General features: G+C 71.8%; 13 protein-coding genes and 1 pseudogene. All 14 read left to right on the top strand.

The features are described from left to right. Positions 1-364 precede the first annotated feature (364 nt). The 14 genes and pseudogenes from IPL40_05885 to trpCF all read left to right on the top strand — a co-directional run bounded on the left by IPL40_05885 (position 365) and on the right by trpCF (position 19028). Positions 365-4771, top strand: coding sequence for a CoA activase (locus IPL40_05885; GenBank protein MBK8480688.1), 4407 nt, complete (start codon positions 365-367; stop codon positions 4769-4771). Between the two features lie 190 nt (positions 4772-4961). Then, on the top strand, positions 4962-5432 hold the full coding sequence (aroH, locus tag IPL40_05890; GenBank protein MBK8480689.1) for a chorismate mutase: 471 nt from the start codon (positions 4962-4964) through the stop codon (positions 5430-5432). Continuing rightward, positions 5429-6253, top strand: coding sequence for a prephenate dehydratase (pheA, locus tag IPL40_05895; GenBank protein MBK8480690.1), 825 nt, complete (start codon positions 5429-5431; stop codon positions 6251-6253). Before aroH ends, pheA begins: the two co-directional genes overlap by 4 nt. A gap of 11 nt (positions 6254-6264) precedes the next feature. Then, positions 6265-7302: an aminotransferase class IV gene (locus tag IPL40_05900; protein ID MBK8480691.1), complete on the top strand. Its 1038-nt coding sequence runs from the start codon at positions 6265-6267 to the stop codon at positions 7300-7302. A 32-nt stretch (positions 7303-7334) separates the two neighbouring features. Next, positions 7335-8420, top strand: a complete 1086-nt coding sequence (gene aroB / locus IPL40_05905) for a 3-dehydroquinate synthase (protein MBK8480692.1) — start codon at positions 7335-7337, stop codon at positions 8418-8420. A 39-nt stretch (positions 8421-8459) separates the two neighbouring features. After that, on the top strand, positions 8460-10028 hold the full coding sequence (locus IPL40_05910) for a type I 3-dehydroquinate dehydratase (GenBank protein MBK8480693.1): 1569 nt from the start codon (positions 8460-8462) through the stop codon (positions 10026-10028). Then, complete coding sequence (aroA, locus tag IPL40_05915; protein ID MBK8480694.1) at positions 10015-11232, top strand: 3-phosphoshikimate 1-carboxyvinyltransferase; 1218 nt, start codon at positions 10015-10017, stop codon at positions 11230-11232. The genes IPL40_05910 and aroA overlap by 14 nt, the downstream gene beginning before the upstream one ends. A 24-nt stretch (positions 11233-11256) precedes the next feature. Next, positions 11257-11907 (top strand): shikimate kinase, encoded by a 651-nt coding sequence (locus tag IPL40_05920; GenBank protein ID MBK8480695.1) that lies wholly within the window; start codon positions 11257-11259, stop codon positions 11905-11907. A 39-nt stretch (positions 11908-11946) separates the two neighbouring features. Further along, on the top strand, positions 11947-13290 hold the full coding sequence (aroC, locus tag IPL40_05925; GenBank protein ID MBK8480696.1) for a chorismate synthase: 1344 nt from the start codon (positions 11947-11949) through the stop codon (positions 13288-13290). Continuing rightward, complete coding sequence (gene aroF, locus IPL40_05930) at positions 13287-14300, top strand: 3-deoxy-7-phosphoheptulonate synthase (GenBank protein ID MBK8480697.1); 1014 nt, start codon at positions 13287-13289, stop codon at positions 14298-14300. The genes aroC and aroF overlap by 4 nt, the downstream gene beginning before the upstream one ends. Then, positions 14297-15925, top strand: coding sequence for an anthranilate synthase component 1 (locus IPL40_05935; GenBank protein ID MBK8480698.1), 1629 nt, complete (start codon positions 14297-14299; stop codon positions 15923-15925). The genes aroF and IPL40_05935 overlap by 4 nt, the downstream gene beginning before the upstream one ends. Continuing rightward, positions 15922-16563, top strand: a complete 642-nt coding sequence (locus tag IPL40_05940) for an aminodeoxychorismate/anthranilate synthase component II (GenBank protein ID MBK8480699.1) — start codon at positions 15922-15924, stop codon at positions 16561-16563. The genes IPL40_05935 and IPL40_05940 overlap by 4 nt, the downstream gene beginning before the upstream one ends. Continuing rightward, the gene (gene trpD / locus IPL40_05945) at positions 16556-17575 is read left to right on the top strand and encodes an anthranilate phosphoribosyltransferase (GenBank protein ID MBK8480700.1); all 1020 of its coding nucleotides are present in this window, start codon (positions 16556-16558) and stop codon (positions 17573-17575) included. The genes IPL40_05940 and trpD overlap by 8 nt, the downstream gene beginning before the upstream one ends. Then, positions 17539-19028 (top strand): annotated as a pseudogene (trpCF, locus tag IPL40_05950) (bifunctional indole-3-glycerol-phosphate synthase TrpC/phosphoribosylanthranilate isomerase TrpF). Before trpD ends, trpCF begins: the two are co-directional and overlap by 37 nt. The last annotated feature ends 14 nt before the right edge of the window (positions 19029-19042 follow it).

The raw sequence follows: 19042 nt of genomic DNA on the forward strand, positions 1-19042 counted from the left end.
CGAACAGCTGTACCGCCAGCAGCCCGTTGATCCATTGCTCCCGTCGTGAGGCGGGGCACTGCGGCCCCTGATGGACGTCCGCGCGGCGGGAGCTCTCTGCGCGACCAGGAGGCGCCCTGGTCGCCCTGCTCCCACTCGCCTGCGCCCGGCTCGCCTACTCCCAGTTGCCTGCCCGTCCGCGGCCCGCGCCGGGGCATCTTGTCCCGCTGCTCGGCTTTCACGCACCCCCCAGCGCTGACAAAGCGCTGACAAAGGGGTGCCGAGGCGCTGCGGTCCTTGACACTCGCGGTGCTGCCTCCTAGCGTCGTTCGTTTAGCTCATCGACGGCGCCTGCATGCGCCTTTGCAACCAGGGAGCCACATCCATGGCGCCATCGCGCGGGCTACGTTATTTGGGGGTCGACGTCGGGGCCGAGACGATCAAGCTGGTCGAGCTGACCCGCGAGCCCGGCGGCACCCTGCGCTGGACGCGGCGCGCCCTCTTCGAGCACCAGAAGGATCCGACGGCGCGGCTGCGCGCGCTGCTGGCCGACTGGCAGTGGTCGGAGGTGCATGCGGCGGCGGCCTGCGGGCGGCTCAGCCGGCAGCTCAACCTCGCCCGCGTGCCGACCCAGCAGGCTCAGAGTCGCGGCTACCGCGAGCTGCGCGGCGGCAAAGCGGCGCAGGACGCGACGCTGGTGGCGATCGGCAGCCGCGGGTTTTCGGTGCTCGAGCTGCGCGCCTCGGGCACCGAGGTTTTCCGCGAGAACTCGCGCTGCTCGCAGGGCACCGGCAACTTCCTGCGCCAGCTCGTCGAGCGCTTCGACCTCGACGTCGAGCAGGCCAGCGCCCTCTGCGCCGACGTCCCCGACCCTGCGCCGCTCTCGGGGCGCTGCCCCGTGATTCTCAAGACCGATATGACGCACCTGGCGAATAAGGGCGAGAGCCGGCCCCGCATTCTCGCCGGGCTCTACGACGCGGTCTGTGAGAACGTGCAGGTGCTGATCAAGCCGCGCCTGAGCCCGCCGACCGTGGCGCTGCTCGGTGGCGTCAGCCGCGCTGAGCGCGTGCGCGAGCACTTCCGCCGCTTCCTCGCGCGCCACGGCATGACGCTGGCGCTGCTCGACGGCGACGATGGCCTCTATGTCGAGGCTCTCGGCGCGGCGGCGCTCGCGGCCGACGCACCGGCGGCCCATCTCGTGCCCCCGCTCGACGCCCTGCTGCTGCCGACGGTCGACCACACGCTCGAGCGCGTCCCGGGCCTCGCGGACTACCTCGACCAGGTGACGCGGATGCCCGCGCCGCCGCCACCGACGCTCAACGGCGCCCCGCGCCGCCTGGTGCTCGGCTACGACATCGGCTCGACGGGCTCCAAGGTCGTGGCGCTCGACTGCGAGACGCGCGAGGCGATCTGGCAGGGCTACGTCAATACCAGCGGCGACCCCGTCGGTGCCTGCCAGGCGCTGACGCAGCAGCTCGTGACCAGCCCGGCCGGTCACTACAGCGTGGTCGGCGTGGCGGCCACCGGCAGCGGCCGCGAGATCGTCGGCTCACTGCTCGCGACCTGCTACGGCCCCGACCGCGTCTATGTGCTCAACGAGATCGCCGCCCACGCCGCCGGCGCGCGGCACTATGATCCACGCGTCGACACGATCTTCGAGATCGGCGGCCAGGACGCCAAATACATCCGGCTGGCGGACGGGCGCGTGATCGACGCCGCGATGAACGAGGCGTGCAGCGCCGGCACCGGTTCCTTCATCGCCGAGCAGGGGCGCAAGCTGGCCGGCATTCGTGACGTGGTGCACCTGGGTGAGGAGGCGATGGAGGCCGACTGCGGCGTCTCCCTCGGGCAGCATTGCTCCGTCTTCATGGCCGAGGTGATCGACGAGGCCGCGGCCGCCGGGGTCGACCAGCGCGCGATCGTCGCCGGAATTTACGATTCGATCATCCAGAACTACCTCAATCGTGTGAAGGGCGCGCGCTCCGTTGGCGAGGTGATCTTTTGTCAGGGCATGCCCTTCGCCGCCGACGCGCTGGCCACCGCGGTCGCGCGTCAGACGGGGGCCCAGGTGATCGTCCCACCGCATCCCGGCACGGTCGGCGCGCTGGGTATCGCGCTGCTGGCCTGCGAGCAGCTGACGTTGCGCGGCCAGCCCGCCCTCGAGCTGCAGCGCCTGCTCGAGGCGGCGCTGAAGGGCAAGGAGACCTTCGTCTGCAAGTCGACGCAGGGCTGCGGCGGCGCCGGCAACAAATGCCGCATCGACCGCATCACCACGGTGGTGGCTGAACAGCGCCAGCACTTCACCTGGGGCGGAGGCTGCTCGCTCTACGACCGCGGCACCGGCAAGCGCAAGCTGCCCGACCTGGCGCCCGATCCCTTCCGCGAGCGGGCCGAAAACGTCCAGACGCTGATCGATCGGCTCGGTGAGCGCCGCGGCCGGCCGCTGATCGCGCTCACCGATGAGTTCGCGCTCAAGGGGCTCATGCCCTTCTTTGCGACCTTCCTGCGCGAGCTCAACTACGACGTTAAGATTCACACCGGCGCCGACCAGCGCGTGCTCAAGCGCGGCATCGAGCAGGCCAATGTGCCCTTTTGCGCGCCGATGCAGCTCTACCACGGGCTGATCGCCGAGCTGCGCGAGAGCGGACCCGACTACCTCTTCGTGCCGATGCTACGCAGCCTCGAGCGGGTCGGCGAGGAGAGCTGCGCCACGGTCTGCCCGATCGTTCAGGCCAGCCCGGACTTGCTGCGCTGGGACCTCGGCAGCGCGGGCGGACCGAAGGTGCTCTCGCCGGTGATCGACATCGGGCCGGACAACCTGGCCTCGAACGAGCTGATCGAGAGCTGCCGCCGCCTGGCCGTCGAGCTCGGCGTGGTCATGAGCTGGTGGCCGGCCTATCAGGCGGCGTTGGCGGCGCAAACGGCCTTCGATGCCGAATGCCTGGCGCTCGGGCGACGCGCGCTCGACTTCTGCGCCCGCAACGAGATCGTGCCGGTCGTCGTGCTCGGCCGCGCCTACACGCTTCACAACCGCGTGCTCAACTCCAACGTCCCGGCGATCGTGCGCGAACAGGGGGCGATCGCGATTCCGGTCGACTGCTATCCGATCGACACGGAGGTTCCGGTCTACAAGGACATGTTCTGGGGCTACGGACAGCGTATCCTGCGCGCCGCGCACCAGCTTCGGCGCAAGCCAGGCGAGTACAGCATCTTCTGCAGCAACTACTCCTGCGGGCCCGACAGCTTCAACCTGCACTTCTTCGCCTACCTGATGGAGGGCAAGCCCTTCGCGATCATCGAGACCGATGGCCACTCGGGCGACGCCGGCACCAAGACGCGGGTCGAGGCCTTCCTCTACTGCGTGCACGAGGACCTGCGCTCGAGTGAGCTGGCGACGACGGCGGCCGCCCGCGATCTGACGACGATCGAGGAGAAGAAGGCGCAGCTGCCCGACATTCGCGCAGCCAAGGAGCGCGTACTGATCCCGCGGATGGGCGAGGGCGCAGAGGTGCTGGCCGCCGCGCTGCGCGGGGTCGGGGTACCGGCGGAGGCCCTGCCCGTGCCCGATCGCGACACGGTGCGCCTTGGGCGACGCCACACCTCGGGCAAGGAATGCCTGCCGATGGCGCTGACGCTCGGCAGCCTGCTCCAGCGCCTGGGCCGTGACGAGGACGAGAGCCGCTTCGCCTTCTTCATGCCGACGGCAACGGGCCCCTGCCGCTTCGGCGTCTATAACATCCTGCACAAGATCACCCTCGAGCGACTGGGCTACGAAGGGCGCGTACGGGTTTGGTCGCCGAGCGACAACGACTACTTCGCCGGGATCCCGGTCGGCTTCTCGGCGCTGGTGTTCTCGGGCTTCATGGCTGCCGATCTGCTGCTGGAGGCGCTCTACGACGTGCGCCCGGGCGAAACCCGGCCCGGGGCCGCACGCGCGATCTTCGACGCCTATCGGGCGGAGCTCTGGCGCCTGCTGGAGCGTCGCGCGGCGGGCAACCTCTCGCTGCCAGCGACCTTGGCCGAGGTCGCGACGGGCGAGCACTTCGGCTGCACTGAACTGTTGGCGCGCGCGGCGCGCGAGTTCGCCGCCATCAAGGGCGGGACGGAGAAGCCGGCGGTCCTGGTGGTCGGCGAAATCTACGTGCGCTGCGATCCCTTCGCCAATGACTACGTCGTCGACCAGCTCGAGCGGCGCGGCCTGCGCTGTCGCTTTGCGCCCTTCAACGAGTGGCTCGAGTACACGGACTTCCTCACGCTGACGGCGCAGGGCGGCGCGGGTCTCACCGATCGCCTGCGCGGCCTGATCAAGGCGCAGATCCAGCAACGCAGCTACGACACGATGGCGGCGCCGCTCGACTGGCCCGCGCGCACGACCGTCCAAGAGTCGCTGGAAGCGGCGGCCGACTACCTGCGCCCGGAGCTGCACGGGGAGTCCGTGCTGACGGTGGGCGGTCCGACCCACGAGTGGCGCGAGGGTTTGATCGATGGCGTGATCAGCGTCGGCCCGCTCGAGTGCATGCCGAACAAGATCTCGCAGGCGCAGTTCTTCCACGTCACCGAGCGCGAGGGGCTGCCGGCGCTGACCTTGGCGCTCAATGGCGACCCGGTCGATCCCGAGCAGCTTGACAGCTTTGCCTTCGAGGTCTTGACCCGCTACCGCGAGCGCCACGCGACGCCGCAGGTGCTGCTCGGCGCGGCGGAGCCACGCCTCGCTGCGGAGCTCGGCAGCCTACCGCCCGAGGCCTCTGCCGCGGCACCCGCGCCCCAGACCGCGGCGCCCTGCGAGGCCTGACGGGGAGCCGCGCGGCGCAGGTCTGACGAGCGACACGGCCCTCCTCGACCCCTGGCACCGAGGGCGAAGCCAGAGCAGGGCCGGTGGCGTCGGCGGCTCGTCTCGGCGCGGGGGCTGTGTATAATGCGCCGCGCTGCGGCTGGGCGACGAGGCCGCGCCGAGCATGAGGTCGTCAGCACGAGGTCGAGCAATGAACACCGGACTGGCCTGCCGCGGGGTACGCGGCGCCACCTGCGTGGCGGAAAACACCACCGCGGCGATTACGGTGGCCACCCGCGAGCTGCTGCGCGCGATGCTCGAGGCGAATGCCATCGCCACCGAGGACATCGCCAGCATCTTTTTTGCTGCCACGCCCGACCTTTATGCCGCACATCCCGCGACGGCGGCCCGCGAGCTCGGGCTGGGCGACACCGCGCTGCTCTGCATGACGGAGATCGCCGTCCCTGGAGCGCCGGCCCGCTGCATCCGGATCCTGCTGCATTGGAACACGACCCGCGCTCAGGCGGCGATCGAGCACATCTATCTCGGTGCCGCGGCGGCGCTGCGACCGGAACGGCTCTGGCCGCGGCCCCCGAGCGTCGGCACCCCAACCGAGGGCAGCGCGGCGCCCCACTCCGCGGGCGCCCAGACGAAGGCCACGCTGATGGGAGACGGGCGATGAGCCTGCGCGTCGCCTTTCAGGGCGAGCGCGGCGCCTACTCGCACCTCGCGGCGCAGGCGCTGCTCGGGCCCAATGTCGAGGTGCTGCCCTGCGTCAGCTTCGACGAGGTCTTTGATACTGTCGCCTCGGGCGCCGCCGAGCGCGGCGTCGTCCCGGTCGAGAACTCGCTCGCCGGGACGATCCATCGCGTCTACGACCTTATGATCCGCCACTCGCTGCACATCGTCGGCGAGCACGCGCTGCGCATCGCCCACAGCTTGATCGCTGCGCCGGGCGTGGCGCTCGAGGACGTGCGCGTCGTGCTCTCGCATCCGCAGGCCCTGGCCCAATGCGAGCACCGACTGCGCGCGCTCGGCCTGAAGAGCGAGGTGGCCTACGACACGGCGGGGGCCGTCAAGCTCCTGGCGGAGTCCGGGCGACGCGACGCGGCGGCGCTCGCCAGCCCGCTCGCGGCGGAGGTCTACGGCATGCAGGTGCTGCGGGAGGAGCTGCAGGACCACGAGCATAACTACACGCGCTTCGCCGTGCTCAATCGCGAAGCGCTGACCGAACGACCGTCGGGCGACCTCAAGATCTCGGTGGCACTTTCGCTACACAACGAGCCTGGCGCGCTATTCAAGGCGCTGGCCGTCTTCGCCTTGCGCAACCTCGACCTGACGAAGATCGAGTCGCGGCCGCTGCCCGGTCGCACCTGGGAATACCTGTTCTACATCGACTTCGTCAGCGATGACTTCGCCAACAAGGGGCGGCGCGCGCTCGGCCATCTGGAAGAGATCTGCGGCATGCTCAAGGTCTTGGGCGTCTATCCGCGGCGCGTCTGACGGAGCTCTCGATGACTGTGCCAACCCCTGACTGGGATCAGCTCGGCTTCGCCTATCAGGCCACCGAGGCCTACTACCTGGCGACGGGCGAGCGTCAGGCCGCGCCGAGCTGGGCGGCGGGAGGCCTGGTGCCCGCGGATCAGCCGCTGGCGCTCGCGCCCTCCGCCGCGGTCCTCTCCTACGCTTGCGGCATTTTCGAGGGGCTCAAGGCAGAGCGCGCGCGCGACGGCCGCCTGCTGCTCTTCCGCCCGCAAGACCACGCCGAGCGCTTTCGTCGCTCCGCCGAGCGGCTGCAGCTGCTGCCGCTCCCACCCGAGCGCTTCGTCGAGGCCGTGCGCGCGGTCGTGCGCGCCAATGAGCGCTTCGTCCCGCCCGCGGGGCGGGGAACGTTCTACCTGCGACCGCTCGAGCACGGCATCGCGCCGATGCTGGGCCTGGGCCTCGGCTCGCAGTACCAGTTCGTCGTCTACGGCAGCCCCGTCGGCGATTACCACGCCCCGCAAGCGCTCGAGCGCGGACTACGGCTGCGGGTGCTGCCCTTCAGCCGCGTAGCACCCGGGGGCACCGGCGCCGCCAAGGCGATGGGCAACTACCCGGGCGGTCTGGTGCATAAGGAGCAAGCGCAGCGCGAGGGCTTCGCCGACGTGCTCTACACCCTGGTTCCCCCGAGCGGCGGCCCCGCGCTGCTGCAGGAGTGCAGCGGCGCCAACGTCTTTTGTCTGCTGCGTTCGGGTACCCTCATCACGCCGGCCACCGACGACACGGTGCTCGCCGGCGTCACACGCGCCAGCGTGCTGACCCTGGCGGCGGCCTGGGGTTTGGAGGTGGCGGAGCGAGCGCTGACGCTCGAGGAGCTGCTCGCCGACGGCGCCGAGTGCTTCTGCACGGGCACGGCGTGGACCGTGCGCAGCGTGGCCGCGCTGGGCCTCGCCGACGGCCGGGTGCATGACTGCGGTCCGCCGGCGCTGGCGCCGAAGCTGCGCGCGGCGCTGCGCGCCATTCAAAGCGGCGACGAGACGGATCGCTGGGGCTGGACCCTCAGCCTCTGAGGGCGGGGCCCCGGCAAGGAAGCGCATCGAGCATGGAGACGCTTGCCCTCGTCCAGACCGCCGGCGGCCACTATCCCGTGCTTTGCGGCGACGACCCGTCGGCGCTGTTGGCGCGGGTCTGGGACGCGGGCTGGCGTCAGGCGGCGCTGATCGGCGACAGCAATACCCTTCCACGCTTCGGACCCGCGCTGGCGAGCGCGCTCGCGGAGCGCTGCGACACGGTGCTGCAGCTCGCCTTCCCTGCCGGCGAGGCGCATAAGACCCGCGAGACCAAGCAGCGCCTCGAGGATACGCTGCTGGCCGCGGGCTTCGAGCGCGGCTGCTGTCTGGTCGGCCTGGGCGGCGGGATCGCGCTCGACGTCGCCGGCTTCGTCGCCGCGACGCTGCTGCGGGGCGTGGCGCACATCAACCTGGCGACCAGCCTGCTGGCGCAGGTCGATGCCGCGGTCGGCGGCAAGACGGGCGTCAACACGGCGCAGGGCAAGAACCTGATCGGTGCCTTTCACCAGCCGCGCGCCGTGCTGATCGACTACGCGGCGCTCGCCTCGCTGCCCCTGGCGGAGCTGCGCAACGGGCTGGCGGAGGCCGTCAAACACGCCGTCGTCGCCGACGCTGCGCTCTTCGCCGCGCTTGAGGCCTGGGCCGAGGGCGGCGCGGCGGGCGCGCTTTTGCCTCGCCCCCTGCTTGCGCGCTGCGTGCAGATCAAGGCCGAGGTCGTGGCGCGCGACGAGCGCGAGCAGGCCTACCGCCAGGTGCTGAACTTCGGCCACACCGTCGCCCACGCGATCGAGGCGGCGAGCGATCACGAGGTGGCCCATGGTGCCGCCGTGGCGATCGGCATGGTCGTCGAGGCGCGCGCCGCCGAGCGCCTCTGCGGCTTCCCGGCGGCCGAGAGCGAGCGCCTGCGGCGCTTGCTCCAGCGATTGCGGCTGCCGATTCAGAGCGCGCTGCCTTTCGCCGCGCTGCGCGACCGGCTCGGTCACGACAAGAAGACGCGCGGCGGGATGGTGCACTGCGCGCTACCGGAGCGGCTGGGGCACATGCACGAGGCCGAGGGGCGCTGGGCGCTGCCGACCCCGGTCGAGCTGCTGGCCGAGGTCTGGCAGCCGCTCGACTGAACGGGCGGGGCTGCGTCAGCCTGTGGGAGGGAGTGAGCAATGCTTTGCGTGACCGGCAAGGAGGGCTCCGTCGAGCTGCTCCAGCTCCGATTGGATCGCGTCTTTGCCACGGGCCGCGAGCGCGGACTCGCTGCCCTCGGGGAAGCGACCGGCGCGCCGCCCAGCCTGCTGCAGGAGGTGCGCCTCGACGCGCTGACGCCGCCCCTCGAGGGCGTCTGGGCGCTGCTGCGCCGCCACGCCCCGCGCTTGCTGGTCTGCTGTCGCCCGGCGCGCGAAGGTGGATCGTTCATCGGCAGCGAGGCCGATCGCCTGCAGCTGCTCGAGCGCGCGGCCGAGTGTGGCGTGGCCTACCTCGACCTCGAGGCCGACTGCAGCGACGGCACCCTGCAGGCGTTGGCGCAGCGCAGCAGCCGCACCCGTCTGGTAATCTCCGCGCATCACTTCGCGGGCCTCCCGGCGGACCTCGAGCGCCGCTTCGCGGCCCTGGCCGAGCGTGGGGTCGGGGACGTGCTGAAGCTGGCGGTGAGCGTCGACGATGTGATGGACCTGCCGCGGCTCGCGGCGCTCGCTAAACGCGCCCAGCGGCCGACGCTGCTGCTCGGCATGGGCCCCGCCGGCCTGCTCTCGCGCTGCCGCTACCCGGCGTTCGGGGCGCCCTGGACCTACGTCAGCGCCAACGACGACGGGGGCACCGCGCCGGGTCAACTGACCTTCGATCAGGCGCTCCAACTCGGCCTGCCGCAGAGTGCCACCGCCCCCTTTCTCGCGGTCGTCGGTGGACCGCAGGTCGTCAACTCGCCGGGACCGTTGGCCTACAATCGGCTCTTTCGCCGTCGTGGCTGGCCCTGGAGCTATCTCCCGATCATCACCGCACAGCCGCAGCAGGCCTTCGCGCTGCTGCGCGCGCAGGGCGCGATCGGGGTCGCGGTGACGATGCCGCATAAGGACGCGGCGATGACCTTCGCGGGCGCCGGCGCCGACCTCCGCGCGCAGCAGGCCCGCGCGGTCAACTCCCTACGCTTCAAGGGCGACGCCGTCGAGGCGACCAACACGGACATCACGGGCGTGCGCGAGCCGCTGCAGGCCCTGCTGGCGCGCGCGCCCTCGCCGCCCGGAAGACCCCTGGCGCTCGTCCTGGGGGCCGGTGGTGCCGGGCGCGCCGCCGCCCTCGCCTGCCGCGCCCTCGGCCTCGAGGTGACGGTCAGCGCGCGGCGAGAAGCCCAGGCCCGCGCCTTGCTCGAGCCCGGCGAGCGCTTCGTGGCCTGGGACGAGCGCGCCAGTGTCGCCGCCACCGTGCTGATCAACGCCACCCCGCTGACCGGCAGCAGCGCCAGCCCATGGCCGGCCACAGAGCGCATCGGAGCGCGTGTGGTCTTCGATCTCGCGCTCGGCACCGAGCCACCCGCGCTGCTGCAACAGGCCCGCAGCGCGGGCGCCGAGGTGCTCGCGCCGCAGGAGATGTGGCTGGCGCAGGGCGCCGAGCAGATGAGCTGGTTCACGGGTGAGGCGATCACCGTCGACGAGCTGCGCGACTGCAGCGGGCACCGGCGCGCCGACGCGACCGGCCGCCGCGACGCGCGGCGTGGAGGCGACGATGCCAGGCGTTGAAGGGGCGCTGACGCTGAGCTGTCCGGGCAGCAAGAGCATGACCCAGCGTGCGCTGATGATCGCCGCTCTGGCCGAGACGCCGGTGCAGATCGACGGCGCGTTGGCCTGCCACGATTCGCACTACCTGACGCTGCTGCTGCGCGCGCTCGGCGTCAGGGTCGATTGGGACGGTACGCGCATCAACGTCGCCCCCGCGGCCACGCTGCGCAGCGACGGGAAGCCGCTCTACGTCGGCAACGCCGGCACGGCGATGCGCTTTGCCAGTTGCCTGGCGCTGGTGGTGGAGGGCGAGCTGCAGCTCGACGGCGACGCCCGGATGCGCGAGCGCCCGATTGGCCCGCTGGTGGCCACGCTGGCACAGCTCGGCGTCCAGGCGCGCTACCTCGGCCGCGAGGGCTGCCCACCCGTCGTCCTGCGGCGCGGCGCGCAGGCCGCCCCGGCCCGCGCCACGATCGAGGCCTCCCAGTCGAGCCAGTATGCGAGCGGGCTGCTGCTGGTCGGCGCGCGGCTACCCGCGGGGCTGGAGTTGACGCTGGGCGGCCAGGCGGTCTCGCTGCCCTACCTGCAGATGACGGCGGCGATGATGCAGCGCGCCGGCGCCGAGCTGTGCTGGCTCGACGCGGGGCGGATCGTCGTCAGCCCGCGGCCCTATCGCGCGAGCCGGATCGCCGTCGAGCCCGACTGGTCGACGGCGGCGTTCTTGCTCGCGGCCGGCGAGCTGCTGGGCCGCCCGCTGCACATCCCCGGGCTCGTCGACGCCGCCCATTCACTGCAGGGCGACGCTATCTTCGTCGAGCTGCTGGAGGAGCTGCGCCGACCGCAGCCGCACCGTATCGACCTCGGGCCGACCCCGGATCTGATCGCGCCCCTGGCGGCGCTCGCCAGCTTCGCCAGCCATCCGACGACGATCGCCGGGGTGGCCCACGCTCGGATCAAGGAGAGCGATCGCATCGCCGTGCTCTGCCAGCAGCTCGGCCGCGCGGGCGTCGAGGTCGAGGAACGCGTCGACGGCCTGGTGATTCATCCGTGGCGCGCCGCGGACCACGCGCCGGTGACCCTCGAGCCGGCCAACGATCACCGCATGGCGATGGCCTTCGGCCTGCTCTCGCTGCGCCTCGACCACGTCGCCGTCGCCGAGCGCGACTGCGTGGCCAAGTCCTTTCCGCAGTTCTGGGACGTCCTGGCGCGGCTGCGCGCGGCGTAGCTCGCCTTGAGCCGGGGATCAGCCGTGAGCGGAGCGCGCTTCGAGGGCAGTCGGGAGGGGGCGTCCGCCGCGAGCACCGACCCGCGCGGCCAGCGCGTGGAGATGGAAGCCGGGCAGCCGGAGCCGCTCGAGCAGGGCCTCTGGGGACCGGTGCTGGTCGGTCTGCGCGGCAGCGGAAAGAGCGCGCTGGCCCCGCGCGTGGCGGCGCGGCTGGGGCTCGTCTGGCTCGACGCGGACGTCGAGCTCGAGCGCCACGAGCGGCAAACAGTCGCGGCGCTCTTCGCCCAACACGGTGAGGCCGGCTTTCGCCGACGCGAGCGCCGCCTGTTGCTCGAGGAGCTCTTGCCGCGCCAGCGCACGGTCTTGGCCACCGGCGGCGGCGCGGTGCTCGACGCCGAGGTGCGCGCCTGCCTGACCCGGCGCGTGACGGTCTGGCTCAACGCGCCGCTCTCGGTGCTGGCCGATCGCATCGCCGGCAGCGCGCGCCCGAGCCTGACCGGGCTGCCGATCGCCGACGAGCTCGAGGGCCTGCTGGCAGCACGCGAGCCGCTCTACCGCGCCGTCGCCAGCCTGGTGCTCGATAGCGCTGCCGCCAGCCCCGATGCGCTGGCCGAGCGCATCGCCGACCATTGGCGCACGGCCGAGCGCGCTGGCCACGCCGGAGTGGTACGGTAGGCGAGGTTTGCTTAGGCAAGAGGACGCGAGGCCCGTTGCATGTCATCGAATAGCTTTGGCGACAACTTCCGCATCACGACCTTCGGCGAGAGCCATGGTGCGGCGCTCGGCGTCGTCATCGACGGTGTGCGTCCGGGCGTGGCGGTCGACCTCGCCGCGATCCAGCAGCAGCTCGACCGACGACGTCCTGGCACCAGCCCGCTGACCAGCCCGCGCAAGGAGGGCGACCAGCTCGAGCTGCTCTCGGGGGTCTTCGAGGGCAAGACCACCGGCGCACCGATCGCCATCATCGTCCGCAACAGCGATGCCCGCTCGCAGCACTACGCCGAGTGGCACGACGTCTTTCGGCCAGGCCACGCCGATCTGACCTGGTGGCGGAAGTTCGGCATTCGCGACTGGCGCGGCGGCGGACGGACCTCCGGGCGCGAGACGCTGGCGCGCGTCGCGGCGGGCGCGCTGGCCCAACAGCTCTTGGTGCGTGAGGCCGGCGTGACGATCCGCGGCCACGTCGTACGCATCGGCACGGAAACCGCGACCACCTTCGATGGCGACGAGATCGAGCGCAACGACGTGCGCTGCGCCGACGCGGCGGCCGCCGCGCGGATGACGGCGGCGATCCTCGCGGCGCGCAAGGATGGCGACTCGTTGGGGGGCGTCGTCGAGGTCATCGCCGAGGGTGTACCGGCCGGCTGGGGCGACCCCGTCTTTCTCAAGCTCGATGCCCAGCTCGGCGCGGCGATGCTGTCGATCGGCGCGGTCAAGGGCGTCGAGATCGGCGATGGCTTCGCGCTGGCGAAGCGGCGTGGCTCCCAGACCAATGATCCGATCTCGCCGACGGGCTTCGCGTCGAACCACATGGGCGGCCTGCTCGGCGGTATCTCGAGCGGCGCGCCGATCGTGGCGCGCCTGGCGGTCAAGCCAACCTCGTCGATTCGTCATGAACAACAGACGATCGACACCGCCGGCCAACCACGCACCTTGCGCGTCCCCGGACGCCACGACCCCTGCATTTGCCCGCGCGTCGTGCCGGTGGCCGAGGCGATGATGGCGCTGGTGCTCTGCGATGCGATGCTGCGGCAGCAGGCGCTGACGGGCGCCGCCACCTCCGCGGATCAGCTCCTCGCCGAGCTGGCCTTCTGCGACGGCGAGCTGCTGCGGTTGGTGGCCCGCCGCCGTGCGCTGCAGCAGGAGCTTGGGGCAGTGCTCGACGCGCCACGGCAGGAGTCCCTGTCGCGCGTGCAGCAGCAGACCAGCACTGCGCTCGAGCTACCGCTCGCGACGACCACCTTCTTCGAGCTCGTCGCCGCCGCCTGCGCCGCGACGGCACCGATCACAGACCCGATCGCGGACCCGACCGAGGACCCGAGCAAGGACGTGCCATGATCATCGTCTTCAAGCCAGGTACGAGCCGCGAGCAAGTCGAGTCACTGGTGCAGCGTCTGAGCGCGGCCGGCTGCAAGCCACTCTACCTTCCCGGGGACGAGCGGCTGGCGATCGGCGCGATCGGCGACGAGCGACTGCTCGCTAGCCTGCGACTGGAGAGCCATCCGCAGGTCGAGAGCGTCACCCTGGTGCCCAGCTCGCATAAGCTGGTCAGCCGCGAGTTCCATCCGCACGACTCGATCGTCAACATCGGCGCGGTCCCGGTCGGCTCGAATCGCTTCATCGTCATCGCCGGCCCCTGCGCCGTCGAGAGTCGCGAGCAGATCACGCAGGCCGCGGAGCTGGTGCAGCGCGCCGGCGCGAGCTGCTTGCGCGGCGGCGCGTTCAAGCCGCGTAGCAGTCCCTACGCCTTCCAGGGGCTCGGCCGCGAGGGCCTCGAGCTGCTGGCAACGGCGGCGCGCGGCGTCGGGCTGCCGAGCGTGACGGAGGTCGTCGAGACGACGGATATCGAGGCGATCGCGAGCTATGCCGATGCCTTCCAGGTCGGCGCGCGAAACATGCAGAACTTCAGTCTGCTCAAGGCGCTGGGCCAACAGCGCAAGCCCGTGCTGCTCAAGCGCGGGATGGCCGCGGAGGTCAAGGACCTGCTGCTGGCCGCCGAGTACATCGTCAGCGAGGGCAACGACGCGGTGATCCTCTGCGAGCGCGGCATCCGCACCTTCGAGACCGCCACGCGTAACACCCTCGATCTCAGCGCCGTGCCCTTTCTCAAGCAGCGCAGCCACCTGCCGGTGATCGTCGACCCCTCGCATGGCACCGGTCGGCGCGAGCTGGTGGCGCCGATGGCCCGCGCGGCGGCGGCCTGCGGGGCAGACGGCATCATCGTCGAGATGCACCCCGATCCGGCGCAGGCGCTCTCGGACGGCGCGCAGTCGCTCTACCCGCAGCAGTTCCGCGAGCTGATGCAGGGCCTCCGCGCGATCGTCGCCGCGGTCGGGCGAACGCTATGAGCGAGGTCATGACCCTGGCGGCCAGCCAACGACGAACCCTGCTGCGCAACGTCAACCTCTGCCCCGACCCGATCGAGGCCTTTCGCGCTTGCTGCGGCGACGCGACGCGGCTCGGCACGGCGCTGCTGGAGACCGCCGAGACCCCGGAGTCGGCGGCCTCGGCCGGCAAGTCGCTGCTGATCATCCGCAGCGCGTTACAGATCACCTGCCGCGGTCGGCAGGTCACGGTGCGCGCGCTCGGTCCTCATGGGCAGCTGCTCTTGCCCTGGCTGGCTGAGCGCCTCCCGAGCGCCGAACAACTGACCCATAGCGCCGACACGCTCTCGTGCAGCTTTCCGCCGATTCCCAGTGGGAGCGAGCAGCAGCGCCTGCTCGCGGGCTCACCGGTCGACGTGCTGCGCGCTCTCGGTCGAGGCCTCGTCGAGCGCATCGAGCAGCCCTCCGCCGCGCCGCTGCTGCTGGGCACCTTCGCCTACGATCTGCTCGAGAGCTACGAGGCCCTGCCGCCCGCGAGCGCCGACCCGACGGGCTGGCCGGACTTTGAGTTCTTCCTGCCCGATCGCTTGGTCTGGCTCGACCACGAGCACGGCACGGCCACCGTGGTCGTGCATCTCTTCGGTGGCGACCAGACCTCGAGCGCCTACGGCGATGCCGTCTCTGGCGTGGTGCGCTTGGTCGAGGGGCTCAATCAGGCCAGTCGCGCGAGCGAGCCCGCAGCGACCCCAGCGCCGCGCCGCGCCACCGACACGGGTGGCGACAGACCCGCCGCGCTGGCCGCCGTCGATATGGATGACCCGACCTTCGCCGCGCTGGTCGAACGCCTCAAGCAACACATCGTCGCCGGCGACGTGTTTCAGATCGTCCCGTCGCGAACCTTCTCGGTGCCCTGCAGCGCCCCGCTCGAGGCCTACCGGCGCCTGCGCGCCGCCAACCCCAGCCCCTACATGTTCTACCTCAATGGCAGCGCAGGGGTGTTGTTCGGCACCTCACCGGAGACCGCCGTCGCCGTCGAGGGTCAACCGCCGCGCGTGCATATCCGCCCGATCGCGGGCACCCGTCCGCGAGGTCGCGCGACGCCCCAGGGGCCGATCGACTTCGACCTCGACAGCCGCCGTGAGGCCGAGCTGCGCCTCAGCGAGAAGGAGGTCGCCGAGCACATGATGCTCGTCGACCTCGCGCGTAACGACGTCGCGCGCGTCAGCGAGAGCGGCTCGCGACGCGTCGAGGCGCTGCTGACGGTCGAGCGCTATTCCCACGTGATGCACCTCGTCTCGCACGTCAGCGGCCTGCTGCGCCGCGACCTCGACGCGTTGCACGCCTACGTGGCGACGATGAACATGGGCACCCTCGTCGGCGCACCGAAGGTGCGCGCAGCCCAGCTCCTGCGGCATTACGAAGCGACGCGCCGTGGACCCTATGGCGGCGCCGTCGGCTACCTCACGGCCGACGGGCGGATGGACAGCGGCATTATCATTCGCGCCGCGCTGGTGCGCGACGGCCGCGCCTATGTGCGCGCGGGCGCGGGCGTCGTCTACGACTCCGATCCGGCGGCCGAGGCCGACGAGACGCGGCGCAAGGCCCAAGCCGTCCTCGATGCGATCGAAGCGGCGGAGGAGGGACGATGAGCGCAGCGACCAGCGTCAGCGTGCTGCTGATCGATAACTACGACTCCTTCACCTTCAACCTCGTCGATGAGTTCGCCCGCCGCGGCGCGCGCGTCGAGGTCTGGCGCAACGAGCTCAGCGCCGAGCGCGCGCTCGAGCTGGCCCTTGCACTGCCGGCGCCGCGCTTGATCGTGCTCTCCCCGGGGCCGGGTCGACCCGAGGACGCGGGCTGCTGTCAGGCGCTGGTGCAGGCCGCCTGCGGGCGCGTGCCGGTCTTCGGCGTCTGCCTCGGCCTGCAGGCGATCGTCCAGGCGCTCGGGGGCGTCGTGGGACCCGCGGGCGAGATCGTTCATGGCAAGTCGGTGTGGATCGATCACGAGGGCGAGAGCGTGCTCGCGAGGCTACCGCAGCCGCTCCAGGTCGGTCGCTATCATTCGCTGGTCGCCACCCGCGTTCCCGAGGCGTTGCAGGTGATCGCCCGCTACCGGCAGCTCGTGATGGCAGTGTCGCACCGCAGCGCGCCGGTGATCGGCGTGCAGTTCCACCCAGAGTCGATCTTGACGCCACACGGCGGCGCCCTGATCGATCGCACGCTGGCGTGGGCTGCTGCCGCCTGCACCCCAGGCGCCGAGCCGGGCTCGGGCCGCCACGATGCGTGAGCTGCTGGAGACACTCTGCGCCGGCGGCTCGCTGCCCCGGGCGCGTGTGCGCGAGGTCTTCGGGCGCGTCATCGACGGCGCGATCACCGAGGTCGAGCTCGCCGCGCTGCTGATCGCGCTCAAGGCCAAGGGCGAGAGCCCTGAGGAAATAGCCGGCGTCGCCGAAGCGCTGCGCGCCGCGGCCGAGCCCTTCGACACCGCTGGACGGCCGGTGGCGGATAGCTGCGGCACGGGAGGTGACGGCGCCGGGACAGTCAATATCTCGACCGCCGTAGCGCTGCTCGTCGCCGAGCTCGGGCTGCCGATGGTCAAGCACGGCAATCGCTCGGTCTCGTCGCGTTGCGGCTCGGCCGATGTGCTCGAGCATTGCGGCGTGAAGATCGACGCCAGCCCGGCGGTCTCGAGACGCTGCCTCGACGAGCTCGGCGTCTGCTTCCTCTTCGCGCCGCAGTATCACGCGGGCATGCGGCACGCGATGCCGGTGCGCCGCGCCCTCGGGGTGCGCACGATCTTCAACCTGGTAGGTCCGCTGGCCAACCCGGCGCGGCCTCGCTGGCAGCTCGTCGGCGTCCCCGATCCGGCGCTCTGCGAGCCGCTGGCGCGCACTCTTGGCCTGCTCGGCTGCGAGACAGCTCTGGTGGTGCATGGCGCGGGGCTCGACGAGCTCGCGCTGCACGGGCCGACCACCGCGGCGCTGGCGCGCGGTGGCAGCGTCGAGCGGCTGCAGCTCACACCAGCGGACGCTGGTCTCCAGCCACAGCCCTTGGAGGCGCTGCGCGGCGGCGACGCGGCAGATAACGCGCTTTGGCTCAGTGAGGTCCTGGCGGGCCGCGCCCTGCGCGCGCAGCGCGAGGTCGTCGCCCTCAACGCCGGGGCGCTGCTGTGGATCAGCGGACGGGCTGCCGAGCTGCGGCAGGGCGTGGCGCAGGCGCTTGCTGGGTTGGCGGGCGGCGGCGCAGCTGAGCGACTCGCGCGTTGGGCCGCGCTGTCGCAGCAGGGCACCGGCTCGTGAGCGTGCTCGCGCGCATCGTGGCGGCGAAGCGCGAGGCGGTCAGGCAGCGCCGCGAACGCCTGCCCCTGGCGCTGCTGCGCGAGGGCCTCGCGCCGAGCACCCGCAGCCTGCGGCAGGCGCTGCGCTCGGCGCCCTGCGGCTACATCCTCGAATGCAAGCGCCAGGCACCGTCGGGCGGCCTGCTCCGCGCGGATTACGACCCCGCGGCGCTGGCGCGCAGCTATGCCGAGGTGGCCAGCGCGATCTCGGTACTGACGGACGAGCCCTTCTTTGGCGGCAGCCTCGACCACCTGGCGCAGGTGCGCGCCGCGGTGGCGCTGCCCGTGCTGTGCAAGGACTTCGTCGTCGAGCCCTATCAGCTCTACGAGGCCAGGCGTTGGGGCGCGGACGCCGTGCTCTTGATGCTCTCGGTGCTGGATGACGCGCTGCTGCGCGAGTGTCTGGCGCTGGCGACGAGCCTCGGACTCGACGCCTTGGTGGAGGTCCGCGATCGCCCCGAGCTCGAGCGTGCGCTCAGCGCCGGGGCCGAGCTCGTCGGCATCAACAACCGCAACCTCGCGACGCTCGAGGTCGAGCTCGGACCACCGAGCTGCTGGCGCCGCTGGTGCCAGCGGAGGTGACCCTGGTCGCCGAGTCGGGGATTCGCAGCCGCGCCGACGTGCGGCGCCTGCGGCCCCTCGTCGACGGGTTTCTGGTCGGCAGCAGCCTGATGCGGCGCGCGGAGCTCGGCCGCGCGGCGCGCGAGCTGGTGTTTGGGCGCGTCAAGGTCTGTGGGCTGACCCGCGCCGAGGACGCCCGCGCGTGCTGGCGGCAGGGAGCGAGCTGGGGCGGGTTGATCTTCGCCGAGCGCTCGCCCCGCGCCGTGACCCTGGAGCAGGCCGCCGCGCTGCGGCTCGCGGCGCCCGAGCTGCAGTGGGCCGGCGTCTTCGTCGATGCCCCACCGACGACCATCGCCGAATGCGCGGCGACGCTCGGGCTGCAGGCCGTGCAGCTCCACGGCGACGAGTCGGCCGCGACGCTGCGTGCCTTGCGAAGCGCCCTGCCCGCGGGCTGCGCGCTCTGGAAGGCGATCGGCGTGCCGGTTGAAGGGCCGACGCTCGGGGCCGCGAGCCTCTCGACGGCGCAGGCGCTCGGCGCCGACCGCCTGCTGCTCGACAGCCAACGCGGCGGCAAGCGCGGCGGTACGGGCAGCGCGTTCGACTGGCGTGGGCTCGCGGCGCTGCCGGCGGCCACGCGGGCCGAGCTGCTGCTCGCCGGCGGCCTGGGACCTGCCAACATCGCCGAGGCGGATACGCTCGGCGTCTGGGCGCTCGACCTCAACTCTGGCGTGGAGGAGGCACCGGGTCGCAAGAGCGCGGAGCGGCTGGCCGCGTGTGGCGCTGCGCTGCGCGCTGCCGGGGGCAGCCGACGCGACGCGGCGAAGCGAAATCACGCCGCTGACAGCGCCTGCTGATGGCGCCTATGGCG

Source organism: Pseudomonadota bacterium (genome assembly GCA_016711215.1).
Classification (GTDB): Bacteria; Myxococcota_A; Polyangia.